This window comes from Flavobacterium sp. CS20, from assembly GCF_018080005.1.
Classification (GTDB): Bacteria; Bacteroidota; Bacteroidia; order Flavobacteriales; family Flavobacteriaceae; genus Psychroflexus.
Window position 1 is genome coordinate 542,311 of sequence record NZ_CP073015.1, and the last position, 21,426, is coordinate 563,736.

At 33.5% G+C, this 21,426-nt stretch carries 14 protein-coding genes and 4 pseudogenes; 14 read left to right on the forward strand and 4 right to left on the reverse strand.

Annotated features, from left to right (window positions below):
• Nucleotides 1–41 precede the first annotated feature (41 nt).
• The 6 genes and pseudogenes from IGB25_RS02695 (at nt 42) to IGB25_RS02720 (ending at nt 7,089) form a co-directional block, all read left to right on the forward strand.
• On the forward strand, nt 42–1,439 hold the full coding sequence (locus IGB25_RS02695; protein WP_211066824.1) for an arginine decarboxylase: 1,398 nt from the start codon (nt 42–44) through the stop codon (nt 1,437–1,439).
• Nucleotides 1,432–2,306: pseudogene (speB, locus tag IGB25_RS02700) on the forward strand (agmatinase). Before IGB25_RS02695 ends, speB begins: the two are co-directional and overlap by 8 nt.
• Complete coding sequence (locus tag IGB25_RS02705) at nt 2,299–3,276, forward strand: deoxyhypusine synthase family protein (RefSeq protein WP_211066056.1); 978 nt, start codon at nt 2,299–2,301, stop codon at nt 3,274–3,276. Before speB ends, IGB25_RS02705 begins: the two are co-directional and overlap by 8 nt.
• 169 nt (nt 3,277–3,445) lie before the next feature.
• Nucleotides 3,446–5,320 carry a membrane protein insertase YidC gene (gene yidC / locus IGB25_RS02710; protein WP_211066057.1) on the forward strand — a complete coding sequence of 625 codons (1,875 nt, stop codon included), beginning with the start codon at nt 3,446–3,448 and terminating at the stop codon, nt 5,318–5,320.
• Between the two features lie 5 nt (nt 5,321–5,325).
• Nucleotides 5,326–6,381 (forward strand): nucleoid-associated protein, encoded by a 1,056-nt coding sequence (locus tag IGB25_RS02715; protein ID WP_211066058.1) that lies wholly within the window; start codon nt 5,326–5,328, stop codon nt 6,379–6,381.
• Between the two features lie 51 nt (nt 6,382–6,432).
• Nucleotides 6,433–7,089 (forward strand): hypothetical protein, encoded by a 657-nt coding sequence (locus IGB25_RS02720; protein WP_211066059.1) that lies wholly within the window; start codon nt 6,433–6,435, stop codon nt 7,087–7,089.
• A 2-nt stretch (nt 7,090–7,091) separates the two neighbouring features.
• Here the strand turns inward: IGB25_RS02720 and IGB25_RS02725 are convergent, their stop codons facing one another.
• Both IGB25_RS02725 and IGB25_RS02730 read right to left on the reverse strand, forming a co-directional pair.
• Nucleotides 7,092–7,718, reverse strand: a complete 627-nt coding sequence (locus tag IGB25_RS02725) for a hemolysin III family protein (protein WP_247653581.1) — start codon at nt 7,716–7,718, stop codon at nt 7,092–7,094.
• Nucleotides 7,719–7,727: 9 nt separating this feature from the next.
• Nucleotides 7,728–9,856, reverse strand: a pseudogene (locus tag IGB25_RS02730) (S9 family peptidase).
• Nucleotides 9,857–10,016: 160 nt separating this feature from the next.
• On the opposite strand from IGB25_RS02730, the gene IGB25_RS02735 reads away from it, so the two are divergent.
• The 8 genes and pseudogenes from IGB25_RS02735 (at nt 10,017) to IGB25_RS02770 (ending at nt 18,903) form a co-directional block, all read left to right on the forward strand.
• Nucleotides 10,017–10,694, forward strand: coding sequence for an OmpW family protein (locus IGB25_RS02735; RefSeq protein ID WP_211066060.1), 678 nt, complete (start codon nt 10,017–10,019; stop codon nt 10,692–10,694).
• A gap of 130 nt (nt 10,695–10,824) precedes the next feature.
• Nucleotides 10,825–13,455 (forward strand): DNA gyrase/topoisomerase IV subunit A, encoded by a 2,631-nt coding sequence (locus IGB25_RS02740; RefSeq protein ID WP_211066061.1) that lies wholly within the window; start codon nt 10,825–10,827, stop codon nt 13,453–13,455.
• Nucleotides 13,456–13,458: 3 nt separating this feature from the next.
• Nucleotides 13,459–14,151, forward strand: a complete 693-nt coding sequence (gene cmk / locus IGB25_RS02745; RefSeq protein WP_211066062.1) for a (d)CMP kinase — start codon at nt 13,459–13,461, stop codon at nt 14,149–14,151.
• 105 nt (nt 14,152–14,256) lie between these two features.
• The gene (locus IGB25_RS02750; RefSeq protein ID WP_211066063.1) at nt 14,257–14,553 is read left to right on the forward strand and encodes a hypothetical protein; all 297 of its coding nucleotides are present in this window, start codon (nt 14,257–14,259) and stop codon (nt 14,551–14,553) included.
• Nucleotides 14,550–16,387 (forward strand): annotated as a pseudogene (gene mutL / locus IGB25_RS02755) (DNA mismatch repair endonuclease MutL). The gene IGB25_RS02750 and the pseudogene mutL overlap by 4 nt, the downstream one beginning before the upstream one ends.
• Nucleotides 16,384–17,133 (forward strand): rhomboid family intramembrane serine protease, encoded by a 750-nt coding sequence (locus IGB25_RS02760; RefSeq protein WP_211066064.1) that lies wholly within the window; start codon nt 16,384–16,386, stop codon nt 17,131–17,133. The pseudogene mutL and the gene IGB25_RS02760 overlap by 4 nt, the downstream one beginning before the upstream one ends.
• A gap of 1 nt (nt 17,134) precedes the next feature.
• Complete coding sequence (locus tag IGB25_RS02765) at nt 17,135–18,028, forward strand: rhomboid family intramembrane serine protease (RefSeq protein ID WP_211066065.1); 894 nt, start codon at nt 17,135–17,137, stop codon at nt 18,026–18,028.
• 134 nt (nt 18,029–18,162) lie between these two features.
• A complete protein-coding gene (locus IGB25_RS02770) occupies nt 18,163–18,903 on the forward strand; it encodes an endonuclease/exonuclease/phosphatase family protein (protein ID WP_211066066.1) in 741 nt (246 codons plus the stop codon).
• Between the two features lie 254 nt (nt 18,904–19,157).
• On the opposite strand, the gene IGB25_RS02775 is transcribed toward IGB25_RS02770, so the two are convergent.
• Nucleotides 19,158–20,144, reverse strand: coding sequence for a formimidoylglutamase (locus IGB25_RS02775; RefSeq protein ID WP_211066067.1), 987 nt, complete (start codon nt 20,142–20,144; stop codon nt 19,158–19,160).
• Between the two features lie 2 nt (nt 20,145–20,146).
• Nucleotides 20,147–21,381: pseudogene (gene hutI / locus IGB25_RS02780) on the reverse strand (imidazolonepropionase).
• Between the last annotated feature and the right edge of the window lie 45 nt (nt 21,382–21,426).

Consider the following 21,426-nt stretch of genomic DNA (forward strand, 5'->3'; position numbering starts at 1 on the left):
CTTTAATTTATAACTCTCACCTATCGGTATGGTATAATATAATGAAAAACAGATATATAGATTTAATAGATCAAACTTTTTATTTTCCACAAGAAGAATTTAAACTCGAAAAAGACCAACTTCGTTTTCATAACATTGATTTGATGAACCTTGTCAAAGACTACGGCACACCTTTAAAATTTACTTATTTACCCAAAATTTCAGAGAATATCAATCTGGCTAAATCTTGGTTTTCTTCAGCAATCAAAAAGCACAATTACAAAGGGCAATACCATTATAGCTATTGTACCAAAAGTTCACATTTTCAACACGTTTTACATGAAGCCTTGAAAAACGATATTCATATAGAAACTTCATCAGCGTTTGACATTGATATCGTAAACCAACTTATTAGAGATGGAAAAATAAATGATAAAACTTATGTGATATGTAATGGTTTTAAACGTGAACAATACATTGAAAATATAGCTAAGCTTTTGAATAATGGTCATTCTAACTGTATCCCAATAATTGATAATTATGAAGAAATAGGACTGTTAGACGAAAAGATAAATGACAACTACAAAATTGGTATTAGAATAGCTTCTGAAGAAGAACCTAAATTTGAATTTTACACCTCAAGATTAGGCATTGGCTATAAAAACATCATCCCTTTTTACAATAAGCAAATCAAAGACAACCATAGAGTTGAGCTTAAAATGTCGCATTTTTTCATCAATACAGGCATCCGTGATAATGCTTACTATTGGAACGAGTTGCTCAAGTGTATGCAAGTCTATATTCGACTCAAAAAAATATGCCCAACTTTAGAGAGTTTAAATATCGGTGGTGGTTTTCCTATAAAAAACTCTCTGGGTTTTGAATTTGATTACCAATATATTGTGGATGAAATTATCTTGCAAATCAAATTAGCCTGTGAAGCCGAAGATGTAGAGATGCCACATATTTTTACTGAATTTGGAAGTTTTACCGTCGGTGAAAGTGGTGGAGCAATTTATGAAGTGCTTTATCAAAAACAACAAAATGACCGTGAAAAATGGAATATGATCAATTCTTCATTTATTACTACATTACCCGATACTTGGGCTATTAACAAACGTTTTGTTATGTTGCCCATCAATAGGTGGAATGACGAATACGAACGCGTTTTACTCGGCGGTTTAACTTGTGATAGCGATGATTATTACAACAGCGAACAACATTTGAACGGCATCTATTTGCCGAAATTCAAAAAAGACAAACCTTTGTATATCGGATTTTTTAACACTGGTGCTTATCAAGAAACCATAGGTGGATTTGGGGGTTTGCAACACTGCCTTATTCCTTCGCCAAAACATATTTTAATTGACCGTGATAAAAACGGCAACTTGACCCAAAAACTATTTAGTGAACAACAAAAAAGCAAAGACTTACTCAAAATTCTAGGATACGATGATTAAAAAAAATTACGCAGGCATTCCCGACAAATATGCCCGCTTAGATAACTCAAAAATTGTGCTCATTCCCGTGCCTTATGACGGCACGAGCAGTTGGATAAAAGGTGCTGACAAAGGACCAAAAGCCTTTTTGCATGCTTCTGAAAACATGGAACTTTACGATATAGAAACTCAGAGCGAAGTTTATAAACAAGGCATTCATCTTACCGCTCCTATTACCGAAAACAGCTCACCCGAAAAATGGTAAACACGGTGCATAAGATTGTGAAAAACTACATTAAACAAGAGAAATTTGTTACCATTTTTGGTGGCGAACATTCCGTGAGTATTGGCAACATCAGAGCTTTTAATGAATGCTATGAAGATCTCACTGTGGTTCAAATTGATGCACACGCTGACTTGCGATCAAGCTACGAAGGCTCTGCTTACAATCATGCTTGTGCTGTTCACGAAGCCAGCAAAACCTGTAATCTTATCCAAGTTGGTATCCGTTCTATGGACGTGTCTGAACGTGAATATATGGACGACTACCAAACCTATTTTGCCCATGATTTGATTGTTGACGAAAACTGGATGGAAGACGCCGTAGGTCAAATGACACCAAATGTTTTTATCACTTTTGATTTAGACGCCCTTGACCCTTCAATTTTGCCTTCTACTGGAACACCCGAACCTGGCGGATTGTTGTGGTTTGAAACCTTAGAATTTTTAAAACTGATTTTTAAAAAGAAAAATGTTGTCGGTTTTGATATTATGGAATTATGCCCCAATGAAATTGACAAATCTTCTGATTTTTTAGCGACAAAATTGTATTACAAAATGTTGAGTTATAAATTTAAAACCCCAAACCAAGATGACGACGATGAATAAAGGCAAGATTTCACAATTTATAGAAAAATACTACTTACACTTTAACGCTGCCAGCTTAGTTGATGCAACTAAAGCTTATGAAAAACAGTTAGAAAACGGCTCAAAAATGTTGGTTTCGCTCGCTGGTGCCATGAGTACAGCAGAACTCGGAAAGATATTTGCCGAGATGATAAGACAAGACAAAGTGCATATCGTTTCCTGTACCGGTGCCAATTTGGAAGAAGACATCATGAATTTGGTGGCACATTCTCACTACAAACGCATTCCCGACTATCGCGATTTAACTCCACAACAAGAATGGGATTTGCTAGAAAAAGGTTTAAACCGTGTTACCGATACTTGTATTCCTGAAGATAAAGCCTTTAGAAGATTGCAAAAGCATATTTTTAAAATTTGGAAAGAGACTGAAGCCAATGGCGAGCGTTATTTTCCACATGAATTTATGTATAAAATGTTGCTATCTGGCGTTTTAGAGGAATATTATGAAATAGACCTCAAAGATTCTCGGATGTATGCTGAAAAAAACTTACCTATTGTAGTGCCAGGTTGGGAAGACAGCACCATGGGCAATATTTTTGCCTCTTATGTGATGAAAGGCGAATTGAAAGCCAGTACCATGAAAAGCGGTATAGAATACATGACTTTCTTAGCTGATTGGTACACCAAAAACACTGCAGAAGAAATCTCATCGGGCATTGGATTTTTTCAAATTGGAGGTGGCATTGCAGGTGATTTTCCTATATGTGTTGTCCCGATGTTATACCAAGATTTAGAACGCACCGACACTCCGTTTTGGAGTTATTTTTGTCAGATATCAGATTCTACCACCAGCTATGGTTCGTATTCTGGTGCCGTGCCTAACGAAAAAATCACTTGGGGAAAATTGGACATCAACACTCCAAAATTTATCATAGAAAGCGACGCGACTATTGTAGCACCATTGATTTTTGCTTATATTTTAGATATGTAAAGTTGTTTTGTTCACTTCATCATAAATATCCTAAAGTCTAAAAACCTTCTGCATTATTAACCCAAAAAAAAGCATAAAAGAATTCCAATCCCTAAAAGATTTCAAGCCTAACATCAGCTTATTTCAAACAAATTGTTGATTTTTGCAAATTGTTAATTAAATTCTTGAAATGGAAAACAAAAAAGTAGATATAAATACTGTTATTGGATATGTGTTGATTGCAGGTTTGTTGTTTTGGATGATTTATACACAACAGAGCAATCTATCTGAAAATCCACCAAAAGAAGATAATAAACAAACAGAAGTTGTCCAAGATAAACCTGAGCAAAACACCACTGAAGCTCAATCTTCAGAAAATCAAACTCCACAAACTCCACAAAACGATTCGATTAGAAATAGCCAACTTCAAACTTTAAAAGGCAGTTTTGACTATGCCAATATCAATGCAGAAGATAACCTAACAACACTCGAAAACGAAGTTATTCAGCTTAAAATTTCCAATAAAGGCGGACAAGTTGTGGAAGCTAAAATGAAACAATTTGATTCCTACAAAGGTGATCCGATTTATCTTTTAAAAAATGATAATGCCAAGTTCAATATTCAATTTCAAGATAAATCTGGCCGTTTAATCAATACTGCAGATTATTATTTCACGCCAAAATTGACTGAAACTGATAATGGTCAAAGGCTATCGATGAAGCTTAAAGTTTCTGAAGATCAATATCTAGAATATGTATATCAGATGAATCCAAACGATTATATGTTGGATTTTGATATTTATTCACAAGGTTTAAAAGAAGTCGTCAACACATCTCAAAACCCTCAAATCAATTGGTTTTTAAAAGCTTATCGCCATGCTAAGAGTATATCATATGAAAATCGTTACACAGAAATTGTTTACCAATACGATGGTGATAAAGATGATTATACCAGTCAGGGTGATGTTGCCGAAGAAGAAGAAAAGTTAGTCGATTGGATAGCTTATAAACAACACTTTTTTACAAGTATATTACTCAATGATCAGCCTTTTGAAAAGGTAAAAATGATTTCAAGAAACTTGGTTCAAGATGATGAAGTTGATACGCTCTATACCAAATCATTTGAATCTCAAATACCACTAAAATTCAAAAATGGTGAAATAGTAGAATCTATGAATTTTTACTATGGACCAGCCGATTATAAGGTTTTAAAAAAATACGATAGAAATTTAGATGAAATTGTGCCAACGGGTTGGGGAATTTTTGGCTGGATCAATGAAAATGTTTTTATTCCATTTTTTGAATTTCTTAGCAGTGTTTTGCCAAGTTATGGTTTAGCTATTATTTTAATGACTATTGTGGTTAGAATTGTTTTGTCGCCGTTGCTTTACAAATCTTATCTGTCTCAAGCCAAGATGAAAGTCTTACGACCAGAAATCAATGAAATTAACGAAAAATACAAAGATAATGCAATGAAGCGTCAGCAAGAAACTATGACTTTGTATAGCAAAACAGGTGTTAGTCCAATGAGTGGATGTTTGCCTGGATTGCTTCAAATTCCAGTATTTTATGCATTATTTCAGTTTTTTCCAAGTGCGTTTGTTCTAAGACAAAAAAGCTTTTTGTGGGCAGAAGATTTGTCTTCTTACGACTCTATAGCAAGTTTGCCATTTCATATTCCTTTTTATGGAGACCACGTGAGTTTGTTTCCTATTCTGGCTTCTATTGCTATATTTATTTATATGACGATGACTACGGGGCAAAATATGCAAACCTCTCAACCGGGAATGCCAAATATGAAAATCATTATGTATATTTCGCCTGTTGTGATGTTGATTTTCTTTAACAATTATGCGAGTGGATTATCACTGTATTATTTTATCTCAAACTTGATTACAATCGGAATTATGTTGGTGATTAAAAATTATATCATTGATGAAAATAGAATTCTTGCTAAAATTGAAGCCAATAAGAAAAAACCTAAAAAGAAAGGCAAATTTGCTCAAAGAATGCAAGATATGATGAAGCAAGCTGAAGAGCAAAAACGTTTAAAAAATAAAAAATAAAACTTATGCTAAATTTATATTCCGCACAGATTGAGCATTTGTCCATTCATCGTGTAGGAAACAAAAGTCGTAATGAAAACTATTTTCTATCAAAAGATCCTTTTACCATTGATGACGAATTGATGCCATTGCTGAAAGAGTATTTTTTTAAACCTTTTAGAGACAAAGAAGAAAATTACTATCAATTCAAGCACGAAACCGATTTAGAATTTCACGAGTTATATCAAATGATTCGTAAAGGCTTTAATAATCCTTCGGAACTTCATCAAATCTCAAAACATATTACCAAATATTTGTTTGAACAATCTAAACATCAGCACATCAAAAGTGGTGAAGTTTATGTGACTTATCTTGAAAATGTTTTAGTTGACAACCAAAAGGTAGAAGCTATCGGGATTTTTAAAAGTGAGCTTAAACACGATTTTTTACAATTTGACAATGATCAAGACAACCTAAAACCGAGATTAGAACAAGGTGTGCATCTCAACAAATTAGACAAAGGTGCTTTGATTTTAAATGTAGAAAAAGAAACAGGCTACAAAGTTTTATCAATAGATTCAAATAAATACGATACCAAATATTGGTTAGAAGAATTTCTCGGCATTGATTTTTTTGCTGATGAAAATTTTTATACCAAAAAGTATTTAAAATTTTGTGAGAATTTTGCCAAAGACGTTGTTAGACCTGCCGAAGATAAACAACAAGAAATGATGTTTATGAATAAAGCTGTCAATCATTTTGCCAGTAATGAGGACTTTGAAGAAACTAAATTTCTCAATGAAGTTTTAGACAATCCAGAATTGCACCCAGAGTTTAAAAACTACAAAACCGACAAAGCGACCAAATATAATATCGAAGATTTGTCGAGTTTTCCAATCTCTAATACAGCCGTAACTTCTGCACGTAAAAAGATGAAAAACGTGATTAATCTCGATACCAATGTGCAAATAAAAATGGACTTTGTCCATTCAGAAACCGCTGAAAAATACATTGAAAAAGGTTGGGATGAAGATAGACAGATGTATTATTATTTAGTTTATTTTAATAAAGAAGAACGCTAAGTTTCTTAATTTCAATTGGTTTTTATTATATTTGGATAAACTGACCAATTGATGAAAGTTATATCCTGTATTTGTTTTGTGTTGATTACTGCAGAAATAAGCTATGGACAAAGTGAATTTAATCATTCTGCAAAAGTTTATTTTTCTGAACAAATTGCTTTAAATATCAATGCTTATAAATATAAAATAGACAAAGCTGAAGCGACCAAAAACTACAGAAAAGTGGCTCAACTTTATAGAGAATTTATCAATCAAAAGTTAATTGGCTCATATCTTGATAATTTTAATGTTGACTGCTTTAATCGACGAAAAAACAACTTAGGCGATTTTGAAAAACCATTAGTCTTATTAACTTACGCAGATTGGGCTGGACCATTTGATGAACAAATTGAATTGTACAATAGTTATGCTGATGATTTGCATGATAAAATAGACTTTTTAGTTCTTATTTGGGGCGATAAAAAGAAAGCACGTCGATTGAAAAAAGCTTTTTACAGAAAAACAGAAATTTTGTACGTCAATGAATTGAGAAATAGAGATGAACACACTGTCAGAATGCTAAAACATGCCTTGGGAGTTCCTACTTTAATTGTAACCAATACTGAAAAAAAGATAATTGACATCATGAAACTTACACCAACTTTTCCTAACTTGTTTGAATATGATTTTGAAAAAAGATTTACTAAAGCTATACAAAAAATAGATTAACTTCAGCTTATAATCTCATAAATCATCAAGAAGTGAGACAAACTTCCCAACAACACAAACACATGCCAAATCACGTGATGATATTTAAGTTTATGCATTACATAAAATATAACCCCAAGGGTGTAAAATAAACCACCTAAGCCCAAAAACAATAAACTTAAAGCATCCATATTTTGGTAAAGTGTATCAATGTCAATCACGATCAACCAACCCATGGCCAAGTAGAGTAGAAGTGATATTTTTTCAAATTTTCCTGTAAAAAATAGTTTTAAAACCAAGCCCAAAAGGCTTAATCCCCAAACTATAGCTAAAATCAAATCACCATGGCTGTCTTTTAGTATTGTCATGCAAACAGGTGTGTAAGTGCCAGCAATGAGCATATAAATGCTAATATGATCAAACTTTCGTAAGAGTCTTTTGTAAGCTACATTTTTTACAGAATGGTAAAGAGTTGATGCGGAAAACAATACAATCAGACTTAACCCATAAATTAAAATGTAAATGAAATTAATTTTAGTTGAGTTGTAATTTAACAATAAAAAAGCTAACCCAATCAGGGATAAAATTATTCCAAAACCATGAGTTAAAGCATTGTAATATTCTTCTTTATTCGATTGGATTTTACTCAATTTTACGATTTATTCGGTTATGTTTTCTAAATGTAACAAAAATGTATAATCTCTAGCCACTTCTTTTAATCTATCAAATCTGCCCGATGCACCAGAGTGTCCAGCTTCCATGTTGGTGTAAAACCAAAGTAAGTTGTCATCGGTTTTGTAGTCTCTAAGTTTGGCTACCCATTTTGCAGGTTCCCAGTATTGCACTTGAGAATCGTGTAAACCTGTAGTAACAAACATATGAGGATAGTTTTGCTTTTCAACATTGTCATAAGGCGAATAAGATTTGATGTAGTCGTAATATATTTTATTATTCGGATTCCCCCATTCGTCGTATTCACTGGTTGTCAATGGAATACTTTCGTCTAACATGGTGGTTACCACATCCACAAATGGCACTTGAGCAACTATACCATTGTAAAGCTCGGGAGCCATGTTGGCAACTGCACCCATCAGCAAACCACCAGCTGAGCCACCCATAGCATACAAATGTTTTGGTGAAGTGTAATTTTCTGCAATTAAGAATTTTGAGACAGCTATAAAATCGGTGAATGTATTTCTTTTATTAAGCATTTTACCATTTTCATACCAATCTCTTCCAAAATATTCGTCGCCACGTATATGGGCTATTGCAAAAACAAAACCACGGTCAAGAAGTGAAAGCCTGCTGTAAGAAAAATAAGGATCAATTGTAGCACCATAACTTCCATAACCGTATTGTAATAACGGATTATTGCCGTCTCTTTTCAAACCCTTTTTATAAATTATAGAAATTGGAATACGTTCTCCATCTTCGGCTGTAGCAAATAAACGTTTGGTTTCATAATTGTTTTGATTAAAGTTTGGGTCTTGAACCGTTTTTTGTTTTAAAATTTTTAATTGTTTCTTGGTCATGTCATAGCTCATCACAGAAGAAGGAACATTCAGAGAAGTATAAGTAAATCGCAATTTATCGGTATCAAACTCAAGATTCACACTTGTGCCAACGGTATATGTTTCGCTGTCAAAGGGTATAAAATAATCTTTTTTGTTATCCCAAGATATGACATGGATTTTACTTAATCCATTATGGCGTTCAGTGGTAACAAGATAATTTTTAAAAATATCGATGTTTTCAAGCAAAACATTTTCGCGGTGAGGAATAACTTCTGTCCAGTTTTTTTCCGAAGTATTGTCAAGAGAAGTTTTCATCAATTTGAAGTTGGTTGCATCATTTTGATTGGTGAGAATATAAAATGAATCATTGTAATGAGCAATACTATATTCCAAGTTCCGCCGTCTTTGAGTGAAAGTTTTAAACTCTTTTTCGGGAGTGTTGGCATTTAAAATTTTATAATCATCTGAAGTTGTACTACTTGAACCTATAATGATGTATTGTTGAGATTTGCTTTTATAAACATAAGTATAAAAAGTTTCATCGGTTTCTTCATAAACCAATTCGTCATTTTCAGGATCAGTGCCTAAAATATGTTTATAAATTTGATAAGACCTCAAGGTTTCAGGATGCTGTCTTGTGTAGAATAATGTCTTATTATCATTTGCCCAAGCACTTCCACCTGTTGTATTTTTAATTGAAACAGGTAAAATTTCATCAGATTCTAAATTTTTGAAGTGAATGTTGTATAATCTTCTGCCAATGCTATCAACTGCAAATCTGCAATTTTATTATCAGGACTTATATTTAGATTAGAGAGATTATAATATGAATGTCCTTTTGCTAAATTATTGACATTAAAAAGCACTTCTTCCTTAGCATCTAAAGTCTCTTTTTTACGAGTATAAATCGGATAATTTTTGCCGGTTTTATATTTTGTGATATACCAATAGCCATTATACTTATAAGGCACGCTTTTGTCGTTTTCTTTAATGCGTGATTTTATTTCTTTGAACAGATTTTCTTCAAGCACTTTGGTTCCAGCAGATTTCTCTTTATAGTAAGCGTTTTCACTTTCCAAATAAGAAATCACTTTAGGATTGTTGCGTTGATTCATCCAATAATAGGGGTCAACACGTTTGTCGTTGTGTTTTTCTAAGACAGTATCAATTTTTTCAGCTTGTGGTGGAAGAGTTGATGTTTGCAATTTTTTATCATTTTTACAAGAACTTACAAAAATAAAACAACACAAGCACAAAAGGAATAGATTTTTCATAACATTATTTTGATACCGAATATACATAAAAGTTGATTAGATAGTTGAAAAAAACACATGCAGTTGAATTTAACTAACAAGTATTAGTTAAACTGATTATGGTCATATTTTGGGTTTAATGTCAATATTATTTTCGCGTTAAATTTTAAAATCATAAATCATGAAATCTTATTTTTTAGTAGTATTAGCTTTATTAACTTTTAGTGGAATTAACGCTCAAGACGATAGTTCAAAACCTGAAAAAGACTATAAATGGCAAGTCCGTTTAAGAGGTTTGGTTATTGCACCAAATGAGTCGGCTGATATAGGAATTATAGGTGGTGATGCTCAAATTTCAACATCTTATGTTCCTGAGTTAGATTTCACCTATTTCTTCACCAAAAACTTTGCGGCTGAGTTGATTCTATCTACTGCTGAACACGACGTCAATACTGTGGGTTCAGATATTTCAGCTATTGGCGGACCTACAAGTACAAATATTGATTTAGGAAGCGTGTGGCTTTTACCGCCAACACTTACGGCTCAATATCATTTGCACGTCAACGATGTCTTCAAACCTTATGTTGGTGCGGGTATCAATTACACCTTATTTTATAGTGAAGATGAAGGACCTGTAGTCAAAGGAATTGATTACGATGGAGCTGTAGGTTTTGCACTTCAAGGTGGTTTTGACTTGATGATAAGCGATCGTTTCTTTTTAAATATTGATTACAAAAAATTGTTTTTAAATACCGATGTTACTGTAGATGCATCAAATTTAGCTGACGGCTTAGAAATACCAGCCGATGTAGATATCGACCCTGATATTTTTGCTTTTGGTATAGGAATGAAATTTTAGTTTTTCATAAACTTTGTTTTCTTAAAAAGAGTTGGCAAAATGTCAACTCTTTTTTCATTTCGGCATTCTTTTACCTTCGCTTTTTTCACAATATATATTACATTTGTGGAATTAAAAATCAAATCACTTCATGAACGAAGAGGAAAACGATAAGCCTTTAGACCCATTAGAAAATTCTCAACAAGACGAGTTAGTTAAAGTAACTGGAATGTATGAGGATTGGTTTTTAGACTATGCCTCTTACGTGATTTTAGAACGAGCCGTTCCAGCCATTGAAGACGGATTTAAACCTGTTCAGCGTCGTATTCTTCATTCGATGAAAGATTTAGATGATGGTCGCTACACCAAAGTTGCCAATATTGTCGGTCACACTATGCAATATCATCCACATGGCGATGCGAGTATTGGTGATGCTATTGTTCAACTCGGTCAAAAAGATTTATTGATAGATACCCAAGGAAACTGGGGAAATATTCTTACTGGCGATAGTGCTGCCGCTTCTCGATATATCGAAGCCCGACTGTCTAAGTTTGCTTTAGATGTGGTGTTTAATCCTAAAACGACACAATGGCAAATTTCTTACGACGGACGCAAAAAAGAGCCTGTCCATTTACCAGTAAAGTTCCCTATGGTTTTGGCTCAAGGAGTTGAAGGTATTGCTGTTGGGCTTAGCACGCGTATTTTACCACATAATTTTAATGAATTAATCGACGCCTCAATCAAACACCTCAAAGGTGGTCGATTTAAATTGTATCCCGATTTTCCTTCTGCAGGAATTATGGATGTGACCGATTATAACGACGGTCTCCGAGGTGGAAAAGTCAGGATAAGAGCCAAAATCAATATCCGCGATAAAAAAACTTTAGAAATCACAGAAATCCCTTACGGTACGCATACCACTTCTCTGATAGATTCAATCTTAAAAGCTAACGAAAAAGGTAAAATTAAAGTCAAAAAAATTGAAGATAATACCTCGTCTCAAGTTGAAATATTAGTGCATTTGCCCACCAATATTTCTCCAGATAAAACCATTGACGCACTTTATGCTTTTACCAATTGCGAAGTCTCTATTTCACCTTTAAGCTGTGTGATTATTGAAGACAAACCACAATTTTTGCCAGTCAGTGAATTGTTGAGACAAAGCACTGACAAAACGGTTCATTTGCTCAAACGAGAATTAGAAATCAAACTCGGTGAACTTGAAGAACAATGGCATTTTGCATCATTAGAACGTATTTTTATAGAAAATCGTATCTATCGAGATATTGAAGAGGAAGAAACTTGGGATGGCGTCATTTCAGCCATTGACCAAGGTTTAAAACCGCATATCAAACACCTGAATCGGGCTGTTACCAAAGACGACCTTGTGCGTTTAACTGAAATTAAAATTAAACGCATTTCTAAGTTTGATTTAGATAAAGCCCAACAAAAAATTGAAGCCCTTGAAGGAGAAATAGAAACGGTAAAACATCATCTAAACAACCTTACCGATTATGCTATTGCACATTTTGAACGCCTTAAAAAAACCTATGGGAAAGGTCGTGAAAGACAAACTGAAATAAGACCTTTTGAAGATATTGAAGCTTCAAAAGTGGTCATCAGAAACACCAAACTTTACGTCAACAGAAAAGAAGGCTTTATCGGGACTTCATTGCGTAAAGACGAATATGTATTTGATTGTAGCGATATAGACGACATCATATGTTTTACTGAAGATGGCAGTATGATGGTAACCAAAGTAGATAAAAAAGTATTTGTTGGCAAAAACATCATTTATGTTGGGATTTTTAAGAAAAAAGACAACAGAACCATTTATAATTATATCTATAAAAATGGGAAGAACAATGTCAATTATATGAAACGTTTTGCGGTAACTTCTATTACAAGAGATCGCGTTTATAAATTAGCACAAGACGACAAAAAATCTAAAGTGCTTTATTTTTCTGCCAATCCCAATGGCGAAGCTGAAGTAGTAACCATTTATTTACGCCAGAAAAAAGGGATGAAAAAACTTAAGTTTGACTTAGATTTTTCTGATTTAGATATCAAAAGTAGAAGTGTGAAAGGTAATATTGTTACTAAACATCCTATCAAAAAAATTGAACTTAAAGAAGAAGGCGTTTCAACTTTAAAACCCCGAAAAATATGGTTCGACGAAACGGTTAGACGAATTAATGTTGATGAAAGAGGTGAATTGCTTGGTGAATTTAGAGGTGAAGATCGCATTTTAATTATTACTCAGTCTGGAAAATTAAAAACCATAAGACCAGAATTGACAACACATTTTGAAGACGATATTATTGTTTTAGAAAAATGGATTCCTAAAAAACCCATTTCGTTGGTTTATTGGGAAGGCGAAAAAGAACGCTTTTATGTCAAACGATTTTTGGTTGAAAACGAAGAAAAAGAAGAAACTATTATTACTGAACATCCCGATTCTCAATTAGAAATAGTGTCCACAGATTATATCCCAAGAATAGAAATAGAATATACCAAAGAACGCGGAAAAGACCGAAAACCCAATGAAGTTGTTAACTTACAAGAGTTTATAAGCATTAAAGGGATCAAAGCTATGGGCAATCAGCTAACCGCTGAAAAAGTCAATCAGATTGACTTGATAGATCCCATTCCTTTTGAACCCGAAGAATCTACACCTGCTGATGAAATTGATGTGGTTGATGAAGAACACATTTCTTCAGATAAAGATGATGATAATGATAAGCACCAATCATCAGATAACAGTCAACCTACTTTATTTTAAAACATGACAAAAACTCAAGTGATTGCAATAGACGGCTATTCATCTACAGGCAAAAGCACTGTAGCAAAACAGCTGGCACAACATTTAAAATTTGTATATGTCGATTCAGGTGCTATGTATAGAACAATTACTTTATTTGCTTTAGAAAATCATTGTTTTGAAAATGGCAAATTAAATGCTTCAAAATTGATGGCTCAATTAGATGATATAGATATCGATTTTAAGTTTGATAACAATTCTCAAAACAGTACGATTTTACTAAACCAAACTAATGTAGAAAAAAACATTCGCGGTATGCAAGTCTCCAACTACGTAAGCTATGTGGCTGAGCTACCAGAAGTTAGACAAAAATTGGTTGAATTACAACGAAAAATGTCTAAAGAACACAACCTTGTTATGGACGGTCGCGATATTGGTAGCGTGGTTTTTCCCGATGCAGATATTAAATTTTTTATGACTGCCAGTGCTGAAGAGCGTGCAAAACGTCGCTTTGATGAGCTTCAACAAAAAGGCGAACAAATTACTTTTGAGGAAGTTTATCAAAACATCCAAAAACGAGATCAAATTGATACCACGCGTCAGCATTCGCCACTTATTCAAGCTAAAGACGCTATAGTAATTGACAATACCAATTTGACAAAAGAAGAACAATTTGAGTTGATGTTATTAAAAATTAGTGAACGCATCAACCTTTAGTTAAACTATCTATTGTCATAAAATTTTAATTCTATAAGTTTAAAGTTTTGTCAATTAAAATAAACTTCATTGGTTTTTCGTATTTTTGAACTATAAGAAATATTTATGTTTAAAATTAAAACTTTCAAACTTCGTAAAAACGAACGCTATAATTACACGCCGAGATATTACAAAGGAAAAGATGAAGGCAATATCTACGATTTTGATTCGCGTTTTGCAAAGTTTAAAAACACACCAAATCAAATTGATTTTGGCTCGCATTGGGCTGAAGCTAGGAGAAACAGCCGTACGCGTGGTAACCGCAGTTTAAATAAACGCGTGTTATTGATTGCGACTATTCTTATTCTTATATTTTTGTGGATTATAGATTTTGACTTGTCTATTTTTACACAACAGCAATGAACGATAGCATAAAATTACTTCCAGATCACGTCGCTAACCAGATTGCAGCGGGTGAGTTGTGCAACGCCCAGCTTCAGTTGTTAAGGAATTATTAGAAAATGCTATTGATGCAGAATCTTCAAATATCACTTTAATTATTAAAGACTCTGGTAAAACTTTGATTCAAGTTATTGACGATGGCAAAGGTATGACTGCTACAGATGCTCGAATGGCTTTTGAACGACACGCAACTTCAAAAATTAGTTCCGCCGAAGATTTGTTTGATTTGCACACCAAAGGCTTTCGGGGTGAAGCTCTTGCCTCAATAGTCGCCGTAAGCCACGTTGAACTCAAAACCAAAAGAATAGAAGAGGAGACAGGCACACAAATAATAATTGAAGGCAGTGAAGTCAAAGCCCAAGATCCTTGTGTTTCGCCAACAGGCACATCAATTGCGGTTAAAAATTTATTTTATAATATCCCAGCTCGGCGCAATTTTTTAAAATCAGACCAAGTTGAGCAACGCCATATCATCGATGAATTTCAACGTGTGGCTTTAGCTCACCCAGATGTTGCTTTTAGACTTATTCATAATGGTAGTGAGTTGTTTCGTTTGTTAGATAGTAATTCTCGCCAACGGATTGTTGGAATTATGGGCAAAAAGATTAATGAAAACCTCGTACCGCTTCAAGAAGAAACCGATTTGCTAAAAATCAGCGGGTTTGTGACAAAACCTTCTTATGCTAAACGCAGTCGAGGTGAACAATTCTTTTTTGTGAACCAACGTTTTATCAAAAATTCTTATTTGCATCATGCTATTATTCAGGCTTTTGAAGGTTTATTGAAACCTAAAACCCATCCGTCTTATTTCATTTTTTTAGATATTGACCCCAAAAGCATCGATATTAATATTCATCCTACAAAAACTGAGATAAAGTTTGAAGATGAATATGGTATTTATGCCATTTTAAGAAGTGCGGTAAAACACAGTTTAGGACAATTTAATGTGGCACCTGTTTTAGATTTTGAGCACGATAAAAGTTTAGATACCGATTATCGCACCGAAAAATCCAATGCTAAATTGCCTAAAGTAGAAGTGGATAGAAATTTTAATCCTTTTCAAGACCAACCCAAATCACGTTTGAGGTCGCCACAACATCATCAGGGTTCAGATTCAACTTGGGAAACACTATATTCGGGGTTAACCGATGACGTTGAAACCTCAGAGGATTTTCAATTTGAAAGTAAAATACAATCTGAACAACTCTTTGATAATACAGATCAGCAACAGCATACATTTCAACTTATGCAAAAGTTTATTGTGTCTTCAGTTTCATCAAGGCTTATAATTGTAAATCAACATCGGGCTCATGAACGTATTTTATATGAGCAGTTTTTAAGTCAAATCACACATGAAGCTGGACACTCTCAACAATTGATGTTTCCATTGAGTTTAGAACTTTCGTTAGAAGAAGTGAATTTACTTGAATCTCTTAGTGAATCTTTAGAACTCACTGGGTTTATGTTTGATTTTTCAAAATCTGAACAAGGAGTCGTTAACATCAATGGCATTCCGAGTATGTTGATTGAATCTCAAATTTATGACGTGATAGACGAACTCATTGCCGATTTTAAAGCTGGTATTCCTGATTCGGGCTTTGACCGTAACAACCGTTTGTCTATGATTATGGCTAAAAACATGGCTATAGCCAATGGAAAACCTTTAAAAACAGAAGAACAACAAGATATTATAAGTGCCTTATTTTCTTGTAAAGAACCTTCTGTTTCTCCTACAAACCAACCTGTTTTTGTTCTTTTGAATGAAAACGCCATAGATAAAATATTTAGAACATGAACAGACTTACAGATACTGTTAAAACTATACTCATCGCTAATGTGATGTTTTTTTTAGGCTCGCAATTTATGGGTGATGTAGCTTATAAATTTTTTGCCCTTTGGTATCCAGAAAACCCCAATTTTGAATATTGGCAATTGGTAACGCATATGTTTATGCACGGAGGTGTGACACATATTTTTTTCAATATGTTTGCATTGTTTATTTTTGGTAGTGTTCTTGAAATGAATGTCGGTCAACAACGCTTTTTGTTTTTATATTTTTCAGCAGGTTTGGGTGCGACTGGACTTCAAATTTTGTTTAGTTATTTTGGATTTAGGGAAGCCTACCAATATTATATAGACGCTGGAATTACGCCTTCTCAAATACAATCTGTTTTAGATTCTGCTATTGAGACTGGTCAATACCGAACCTATGGAATTTCTAATGAAATAAGCAACCAACTTATTACTAATTACTCTGTACCTATGGTTGGTGCTTCTGGTGCTATCTTTGGAGTTTTGGCGACCTTTGCTGTGATTTATCCTAATATGCCTTTGTATATTATTTTTGTTCCTATTCCTATAAAAGCTAAGTATTTAATCGGAGGTTATTTTGCGTTGAATGTGATTTCAGCTGTGACAGGAAGTTCGTTGGCTGGTCCATCAAATACAGCCTATTGGGCTCATATTGGTGGTGCTGTTATTGGATTTATCACAATGTGGGTGTGGAAGAAAAATCAGTTTAATCAAAACCGATGGAATTGACATGACAACAAAAGAACAAATTATATACAAATACAAAACGGCTAACGTCTTAGAAAAACTTATTGGGCTAAATGTCATTATGTTTGTGTTGACTTATGTATTTAGAGCCTTGTTTTTCTTGATGGGCATAGAAACTAACCTGTTTTTAGAATGGTTAGTCTTTCCAAAAGATTTAGGGGATTTTGTTTTTAAGCCATGGTCTATTGTGACTTATGCGTTTTTACATGCTGGGTTTTTACATATCTTGTTTAATATGATTATTCTATACTTTGGTGGACAACAGTTTTTGACTTTTTATTCAGGTAAAAAGTTGCTCAACTATTATATTTTAGGGGCAATTTTTGGGGCTTTAATTTATATGTTGAGCTATAATTTGTTCCCAGCTTTTTCAGGTATTGGTAAGTCTTATTTAATTGGAGCTTCAGCGACCGTGATGGCAGTATTTATAGGTATATCCACAAAAGTGCCTAATTTAAGTGTAAGGCTTTTTTTAATAGGAAATATCAAACTCTGGTGGATTGCAGCGTTTTTTGTTTTAATGGACATTATTCAAATGCCGTTTGACAATCCTGGCGGTCATCTCGCTCATCTTGGCGGGGCTTTTATAGGCTATTTTTACACCAAACAATTAGACAACGGCAACGATATTGGAAAATGGATAGAAAATTTAATTACAGGTTTTCAGCAACTTTTTGGGTCGAAACCTAAGCGAAAGTCAAAAACAACAATGAAGACCGTTTACAAAAACAAAACCTATAAGAAAACTTCTAAAGCAGATCAAGATGACAAACAAAAACGCATTGATGAAATTTTAGACAAAATCAGTCAAAGTGGTTACGAAAGTCTGACCAAAGAAGAAAAGGATTTTCTGTTTAATGCAGGTAATGATATCTAAAGTTTAAGCATGAAAAAGCTGAGTTTTGGTTATAAAATATTGTATATCATAAATATTGTTTTTGCAATATTACTTGCTTTATCTTATCTCACAAGTTTTGTTTACTACACAGGATATTTTCGCTTCTATCACTTATGAATTTTAGTATTCCTGTGTTATGGATTATCAATTTTTGTTTTGTGTTGATCTGGTTACTCAAACTTAAAAAATACTTTTTATTATCATTTTTAGTAATTGTTTTAGGATGGTTCCACTTTCAAAAATTATTTGCGTTTTCACAAAAAAAATATGCTGATGATGAGCATTTGAAAGTTATGAGCTATAATGTGATGCAGTTCTATAGTAAAAACGATGCTAGATTGTCAACTTATGACCAAATTAAGGATTTTATCCGTAAAGAAAACCCTAGTATTTTATGCTTTCAGGAGTTTAAAAATACAAATCAACACAAATTCGAAAATTTCAAGTTTAGTTCATTTGATTCGACTAAAAACGGACTGCAATCGGCAATTTTTAGTCAACATAAAATTGTCAACCGCAAATATTTTGATTTTAAAAATTCAGGAAATTCTGCCGTATATGCCGACATACTTGTAAAAAAAGATACCATTAGGGTTTTTAGCACGCATTTTCAGTCGCTTAATCTAAAACCTGATATCAAAACGATACAAGAGGAACCCAAAGAAAAATTGATTAAAAGATTAGAAAAAGTATTTGAAAAACAAATGAATCAATTTGATCTAATCAAAGATGATATTGCTAATTCGCCTTATCCAGTTGTGTTTTGTGCAGATATGAATAATACGGCTTTGTCTTATTTATATAGACAGTTAACAGATTTAAAGCTGAAAGACAGTTTTTTAGAATCTGGCTAATATTATGGTAAGACTTTCAATTTTGGAGTTCTGCCACTTAGAATAGATATGATTTTAATCAGCGAAAGTTTAAACTCTTTGAATTTTAAAAATTATAAAGTCGATTATTCCGATCATTATCCAGTGATGACTGAAATACAACTTTATAATAATATGGGTTTTACCAAATTGTGGTTTTAAATCCTCTAAAGATTTTTCTTGTATGGTCATTTTGCATCATCCTTAGCGGATTTAAGAGTGAATTTTAAAAACATTTAGTCAATATTTCTTATCAAATCTGAAACAAAATAGCTCAAGGCTTTTCCAGTTGTTGAAGATGGTATTGCCTCACAAATGTGGATATATTTTAAGGGATCAGTTTTTAGCATTTTTATCATATTTCTGATTTCATCAATACTAAATCCGCTTGGCGTTTTTGCACTTGAATTGAAATTTTGAATGCTATCACAATCAATTTCTAACCCAAAATTATTCATCAAAAAGTTACAACCCGCTTTGAGTTTTGACAATTTTTCTAATTCATTGAGATGCAAGAGTTGGTCAAAACAACAATAATCAATTTGGTGTTTTTTATCAATATATTCAAAAATATACTCGGGTGTGTAATTTTTGTGGAGTCCAAAGATGTAATATTTATCTAAAAAGCCATTCTGAATCGCATACGAAAATCCATTACCCGAATGCCGATGTTTGCAATGTCTCAAATCGGTATGAGCATCAATATTTAATACATTTATGGGATTTTCTTCATTATACGAACAGGCTTTAATGATTCCATAAGCGTTGTTGTGTCCTCCGCCAATAACAATAGGTGTTTTTCCAAAAGATATAATTTGTTTAACTACTTCGTAAACTTGCTCGTCAATTTGCTCGACTAAATCGCTTAAAAACACGTGATAATCATTGTGATTTGGATCTAATTGATCAGCTTGATCTAATAAGTCTTCAAAATTCAAATGACCTAAAATCACGACGTTTTCAGCAGAATTAAACCGATTGTGTTGAATGTTTAAAAACGATTCTAAAAAAGCAGTCCAAGTTTTTGATGCACCAGCTTTACCGTGATTGGCTCTAACCCCAATATCTTCAGGCAAGCCTAAAATAACATAGTCTTGTGTTTGGTTTTCTAAATCATTGATGTCTTCTAAAAGTTCTAAATGTTCACCCAATTTGGTTTCGCCGTGACGAGGTTTGACATATGTTTCAATTTGCGATTTATCTAAATATCTTAATCTATTCATAATCAAATTTTTTGACCGTTAATCCAAACTTGTTCAATATGGTTTTCTCCAAATGAATAAGGTATAAAATTATAACTGTTGATGGGTTTTGTGATGATGAAATTGGCTTTTTTTCCGATAGTAATACTGCCTAAAGATGCAGACATTTCTACCGTTGCTGTCGCGTTTAATGTGGTCGCATTGATGGCTTCTTCAGGTAGCATATTCATTTTGATACAAGCCAAAGCCACTACAAAATTCATATTGCCACTCGGTGCACTTCCAGGATTAAAATCGCTAGCCAGAGCCAAAGGCAAATCACTATCAATGATTTGTCTCGCAGGCGTGTAAGGAATACCGAGAAAAAAGGAACAACCTGGCAAGGCTACTGGCAAAGTTTGAGAGTTTTGTAGAGCTTTAATGTCGTCTTTGGTTAATTCTTCTAAATGATCAACGCTCAAAGCGTCAAATTCTACCGCTTTTTGCATACGCCAAAAGCATTAAATTGATTGACGTGAATTTTGGCTTGGAGTCCAAATTCTTTTGCCGCTTTGAGAATTCTTTCTGTGTCAACTAAATCAAAATAGCCTTTTTCGCAAAACACATCTACATAATCGGCTAAATTCTGCTTGGCGACTTCTGGTAGTGTTTTATGGATAATGCCATCTATATAAGCTGTTTTATTGTCTTTAAATTCTAAAGGCAAAGCGTGAGCCGCAAGATAAGTTACCTTGATTGGAATAGGCGAGTGGCGTTTTAACTTTTGAATCACTTTCAGCATCTTGATTTCAGCATCGTGTTTTAAACCATAACCACTTTTGATTTCAATGGCTCCTGGTTCGAGCTTTATTAAGTTTTGCAAACGTGCAAAAGCCTGTTGAAACAAATCTTCTTCTGATGTGTTTTGAAGTTTGTTTGCCGAATTGAGAATGCCACCACCTTTATTGGCAATTTCTTGATAACTTAAACCTTGAATGCGATCTTTAAATTCGCTTTCTCGGGTGCCAGCATAAACCAAATGCGTATGAGAATCTACCCAAGTCGGAAGAATGATTTGTCCTGAAACATCGATGCATCTGTCAGATTTGTTAGCTTTAAACTCAGACATCAATCCATAATCAGTGATGTGTTCATTTTCAATACTCAGATAAGCATTTTCGAGTTGTGGCAAATAAGACATAGCTTTACCTGAAGTCAAATTATCATTAGGTTTTCTTATTTGAAGTAGGTTTTTAATATGCGTAAAATGTGTTTTCATAAGGCTAAAGATATAAATTATTGTTAATCTTAAATCATTATGAGG

Coding starts and splice junctions, on each gene's coding strand:
- IGB25_RS02695 (WP_211066824.1), top strand. CDS start 42: ATGAAAAACAGATATATAGATTTAATAGATCAAACTTTTTATTTTCCA.
- IGB25_RS02705 (WP_211066056.1), top strand. CDS start 2,299: ATGAATAAAGGCAAGATTTCACAATTTATAGAAAAATACTACTTACAC.
- yidC (WP_211066057.1), top strand. CDS start 3,446: ATGGAAAACAAAAAAGTAGATATAAATACTGTTATTGGATATGTGTTG.
- IGB25_RS02715 (WP_211066058.1), top strand. CDS start 5,326: ATGCTAAATTTATATTCCGCACAGATTGAGCATTTGTCCATTCATCGT.
- IGB25_RS02720 (WP_211066059.1), top strand. CDS start 6,433: ATGAAAGTTATATCCTGTATTTGTTTTGTGTTGATTACTGCAGAAATA.
- IGB25_RS02735 (WP_211066060.1), top strand. CDS start 10,017: ATGAAATCTTATTTTTTAGTAGTATTAGCTTTATTAACTTTTAGTGGA.
- IGB25_RS02740 (WP_211066061.1), top strand. CDS start 10,825: ATGAACGAAGAGGAAAACGATAAGCCTTTAGACCCATTAGAAAATTCT.
- cmk (WP_211066062.1), top strand. CDS start 13,459: ATGACAAAAACTCAAGTGATTGCAATAGACGGCTATTCATCTACAGGC.
- IGB25_RS02750 (WP_211066063.1), top strand. CDS start 14,257: ATGTTTAAAATTAAAACTTTCAAACTTCGTAAAAACGAACGCTATAAT.
- IGB25_RS02760 (WP_211066064.1), top strand. CDS start 16,384: ATGAACAGACTTACAGATACTGTTAAAACTATACTCATCGCTAATGTG.
- IGB25_RS02765 (WP_211066065.1), top strand. CDS start 17,135: ATGACAACAAAAGAACAAATTATATACAAATACAAAACGGCTAACGTC.
- IGB25_RS02770 (WP_211066066.1), top strand. CDS start 18,163: ATGAATTTTAGTATTCCTGTGTTATGGATTATCAATTTTTGTTTTGTG.
- IGB25_RS02775 (WP_211066067.1), bottom strand. CDS start 20,144: ATGAATAGATTAAGATATTTAGATAAATCGCAAATTGAAACATATGTC.